Here is a 4,500-nt window from a genome sequence, read left to right on the forward strand (position 1 = left end):
GATGACGGATTGATTTGATCGGCGCAGGGCGCTGCTATCGACATTTGTGTTCCCTCTAGCTGTCTGAACGAGCTTAGGATGATCGCTTTCACCTGAATCTCGGCCGAGGCTCCAGCCCGTTTGGTGGCTGGCAACCCATTGATCGGTAAATTGACTGCACACTCTGCCAGCGGGCAGTTCGATGCGAGAATAATTGAAATGCTCCTGTGAATTCTTAGCCACGAAAGACTTCCTCGCTTTCGACCCCGCTCAGGAACGCTCGGAGATAACCCGCCAGCATCGGATTCAAATAGCCACCTTCCTGAACGAGCAGCGTCGGGAGCCCCACTGCCGAGATTTTACGGCCGGCCTCGCGAAAGCCGTCCTCTGTTATCCTGAAAGTGTCCATCGGGTCGCGCTCAGCAGCGTCGAGGCCCAACGCAACCACCAGGGCGCCCGGGTTGAAATCCCGAGCGCGGGCTATCATGCCATCGATCGCAACGAGCCACTTAGGATCACTTGTCGCGTGCGGCAACGGCTGGTTGAAAGTCAATCCCAGACCTGGGCCCGCGCCGACCTCGTCCGCGTGGCCCGCGAAAAACGGAGCGGCAAGGCACGGGTCGATATGGACAGAGCAATAAAGGACGTCGGAGCGTTGCCAGAAGATAGACTGAATGCCGTTGCCGTGGTGGACGTCAATGTCGAGGATGGCAATCTTACCAAAGCCCTCGACCAATTCATTCGCTGCGATAGCCGCATTGTTTAGATAACAGACGCCTGTCATCAAGTCGGAATAGGCATGGTGCCCGGGTGGGCGGCACATCGCGTATACCGGCCCGTCGTTCATCTTTAGCATTCGTGCACCGTGGACTGCAGTTTGCGCACTGGCCGCTACTGCTTGCCAGGTCCCACTCATGATTGGACAAGTAGTGGAATTCGAATACCACCCTAGCTCGCCGACCAAGTCCGTGGGCTTTCGAGCCATCCGATTGGTTGGGTGAACGTAGGGAACGGCAACTGGTCCGTATCCCTTGGATATCCATCGATGGTGTATTGTCCGAAGAAACTCCACATAGTTACGATCATGGACCGCCAGAATGGGTGCGAGAGATCCGAGAGGAGCCTCCAAGATTTTGTGCCCATCACGCATGACCGCGTCTAAAAGCACGCGGTAACGCTCGGGTCGTTCCGCCTGTTCCACGAAGCGGCCGGCCCAGAAAACCATGCCCGGGTCATGCAAGGCTTGGTCGGGATGGTGGACGACGATCATTGTGCACCTCCAACTACTAAGCTCGACAAGGAAGAGGAACCAATTGACGTTTTGCTGTATGATGCCGCCGATGCGGTCACTGGCGCGGACGTGATCGGTTGTTGGGACGATTAAGGACCGCGGCGAAATGGAATGTCTCGAGGTTGATCAATCATCACGGTCCTCCAATACAGCGCCGCTCGTTGGGCAAGGTTCTTCTAGCAGGATATATGCCAGGTATTGGTCCGCCGTTTAATTTGCGGCCTTCGCACACTGGACGGCGTGCAGTGTGTTTGACTCACGCCACCACTTTGGTCGGAGTTCCGACATCGGCGTCTTTGGCTCGGTTGCCGGCCGCAACTGGTCTGATTGTTGGCGAAGGCGGCCCGGCGACCAGACCGCAAAAATCCAGCAGAAGGGCAGGCGCCACCGCCTCTCTGTAGTCGCTGCTGGCGGCGACTCGATTGTGCGGCACTTCGCGTTGTCGAGCTCGCGCCAGGAATCGAGGCGCGCTGTGCGATCCCAAGGTTCTCAAAGAGCGGTCCTTGTAGGGGCCCGTTCTTGAGGGTGCGATAAGATTGGGAGTTTCTGCCCTTGCGCAGCGTTGCTTGCCGCTAGCCGCAGGCGGCTTGGGGCGACGTCGTCGAGCAGGCGTCTGCTGGCGCGGTCGCTGATAAGGACAAGCTCCCGGTGATGATGTGCCCTGGCATCTCTCGCGGCGAGATGCAAGAATGAGCCCGCCCCAATGGGCGAGGTAGTCGCTAGCTGGCATCTTGAATTCCGGCTCGCTGCCGAAAGTCGTCTCGCGAGGACTTCAGCTAAGACCTCAAGGGCATCCTCGCAACTTCGGCGAGCGCTGGCCATCCGCGCACTACCTTGCTTAAAAGAGCATTGACACACCATGTATGCCAGGCATATCTACATTGAGCGTTAGAGCGCTTTGGCTGACGTGACACCCGAGTGCATCTCGATCCGACCGAGGGGAGGAACTGACGTGATCAACAAATTTTCAAACGGGCTCCTCTTTGACACCCAGGCGCTGCTCGATGAAGTCAAAAGTTGGGTTGAGATAGAGACACCGTCAGAAGATGACATGGCCGTGAACCGCCTGGTTGACAAGATCGAAACCGATGCCAAGGCTGCCGGTGCGAAGACGAAGCGTATCGCAGGCCAAGAGGCAGTACCGGGGCGAAAATACGGCGATCTACTCCTTGTGGCTTCGCCTTGGGGCGGTGAGGAGCCCGGCGTTCTCGTGGTGAGTCATATCGACACGGTGCATCCGGTAGGCACACTGGCCGGTGGTCTCCCGTTCCGGGTCGAGGGCGACACCGCTTATGGACCCGGCATCTATGACATGAAGGGCGGAGCCGTAATCGCTTTCGCCGCTCTCTGCCATCTAATCCGCGCCAGCGGGCCTGCGAAGCTACCGGTTCGCCATCTCTTTGTCTCGGACGAGGAAGTTGGAAGCCCCACCTCGCGCGCGCTCATCGAGGAGGAGGCTCGCCGTGCTCGTTACGTACTTGTCACAGAGCCCGCGCGCGACGGCGGCAAGATCGTCACTTCGCGTAAGGGCGGCACAGCGAACTTCAACCTGCAAGTAACCGGCCGCTCCGCGCACTCGTTAGGCCCGCAAGACGGACGCAGCGCCGTCCTTGAACTCGCGCGGCACATCCTCGATCTCGAGTCGATGAATGACTATGAAAGAGGCCTTTACATAAACGTCGGCGTAATCGGAGGCGGGACTAGTACGGGTATTGTGCCCGACCATGCCTTCGCCAAGGCCAGCCTGTACTCGTTCGATCGGGAGCTCGCCGAGAAAACGATCGCGCGGGTGCGCGCGTTGAAACCCTATGATCCGGACGTGAAGATCGAGGCCACCGTCAGAATGGGCCGCCGTCCAGGTTACGAGAAGACTCCTGAGATCGAGACGCTCTTTCAGCATGCGCACAAGCTTGCGGCCGAAATCGGCTTCGAGCTGGTCGGCGTCAATGGTCCGATCGGCGGGGACGCCAATTTCACGGCCCAATTTGCACCCACACTCGATGGGATGGGGCCGGACGGCCAGGGCGCGCATAGTCATCAGGAGCAAATCGTCATTTCATCCCTCGTCCCACGGGCGACACTGTTGCTGCGGCTTTTCGAGACGCTAGGGTAGCCACATCCAATGTTACCACCTAGGTGGAGGCTGGTTTCGTCGGACAGGGTCGAATGGAAGGACGGTGTTATGACTTGGAAGCCGGCGACCGTCGGCAGCTCACGGGCCGCGTCACAAAAGCGCCGAGTGAAATGCTCGATCGCTTTAGGAGAGTTCCGAAATCCAGCAGTCGGCAAATGGAAAACAACATGCATCCTGATTTAAAGCTGCGCCGCGCGACAGCAGTTGACATTCCATTCGTGATGGCCACCGAGCGAGGCGAAGGCTACGGCGAGTTGGTCGGCCGGTGGACCGAGGATCAACATGCTGCCGCTCTCGCTGACCCGCGTTTCGCTTATTTCGTGGCCTGTTCAGGTGTCCAGCCGGTGGGTTTTGCGATACTGCGAGATTGGGCCTCAGCCAATCAAGTCACGCTGGTGTTCCGTGTTGCCGTCGCCCAGCCCGGTTCAGGCTATGGCAAGGGGATGATGCGTCTTGTAGTGGACGCGGCTTTCCTTGAGACGGATGTCTATCGCTTATGGATCGGCTGTCTTCATGACCATGAGCGGGCCCAGAGAGCCTACGAAGCAGTAGGATTCAGAGCGGAGGGCATCGCCCGCGGCAGTTGGGTCATGAACGGGAAGCGCTGCGATGAGCTTGTCCTCGCAATAGTGCGACCCGATTGGGAGGCAGAGCACGCGAAATGAGCCACCGTCGATGCCAACGGCCATCCATGGCTTGCATTGGTCAAACCTCGCTCAAAAAATCGCAAATCAGGAGTCCGCAAGTGGGATCTGACGCGAGATCAATCAGGTGCTGATCGCGGGGCCAACGCCAATGGGCTGGAACGCGTTAAAGACGGTTTGCCGGAAGGCCGCAGCGTATCGGCGCAATGTGCAGCGGGATGGTCAGCACCCGTTACATGCCCACGGTCCAGTCCGGCGAAGTCGGCCGGCCAATATATGCCAATCATTGACGCGCCAAGTATACATCGCATCTTAACGCAAACGCGGCGCTCTTAGTTCATCGCACAGGGCAGTACCAATGGTTCAAGCCTAGCCTTGATCTAAAGCGGGCAGGGAAAGCTAATGTCGACAGAAAGAAACTCCGCGTTCGATCATGAAACGAATGCAGCTAA

General features: G+C 58.4%; 4 protein-coding genes. 2 read left to right on the top strand and 2 right to left on the bottom strand.

The genetic code is table 11. The features are described 5' to 3' along the window. Both EOA33_RS39835 and EOA33_RS25390 read right to left on the bottom strand, forming a co-directional pair. The coding region (locus tag EOA33_RS39835; RefSeq protein ID WP_210212604.1) for a hypothetical protein at positions 1–222 on the bottom strand (222 nt) is incomplete at its 3' end. Continuing rightward, complete coding sequence (locus tag EOA33_RS25390) at positions 215–1,249, bottom strand: histone deacetylase family protein (protein WP_127406882.1); 1,035 nt, start codon at positions 1,247–1,249, stop codon at positions 215–217. The genes EOA33_RS39835 and EOA33_RS25390, both read right to left, overlap by 8 nt. Before the next feature lie 973 nt (positions 1,250–2,222). On the opposite strand from EOA33_RS25390, the gene EOA33_RS25395 reads away from it, so the two are divergent. Both EOA33_RS25395 and EOA33_RS25400 read left to right on the top strand, forming a co-directional pair. Then, complete coding sequence (locus tag EOA33_RS25395) at positions 2,223–3,383, top strand: M20 family metallopeptidase (protein WP_245482427.1); 1,161 nt, start codon at positions 2,223–2,225, stop codon at positions 3,381–3,383. Between the two features lie 176 nt (positions 3,384–3,559). Beyond that, positions 3,560–4,069, top strand: a complete 510-nt coding sequence (locus EOA33_RS25400) for a GNAT family protein (protein ID WP_245482428.1) — start codon at positions 3,560–3,562, stop codon at positions 4,067–4,069. The last annotated feature ends 431 nt before the right edge of the window (positions 4,070–4,500 follow it).

The sequence above is a fragment of the Mesorhizobium sp. M4A.F.Ca.ET.050.02.1.1 genome, assembly GCF_003997725.1.
In the GTDB taxonomy this organism is placed as follows: Bacteria; Pseudomonadota; Alphaproteobacteria; order Rhizobiales; family Rhizobiaceae; genus Mesorhizobium.

Coding starts and splice junctions, on each gene's coding strand:
- EOA33_RS25390 (WP_127406882.1), bottom strand. CDS start 1,249: ATGATCGTCGTCCACCATCCCGACCAAGCCTTGCATGACCCGGGCATG.
- EOA33_RS25400 (WP_245482428.1), top strand. CDS start 3,560: ATGGAAAACAACATGCATCCTGATTTAAAGCTGCGCCGCGCGACAGCA.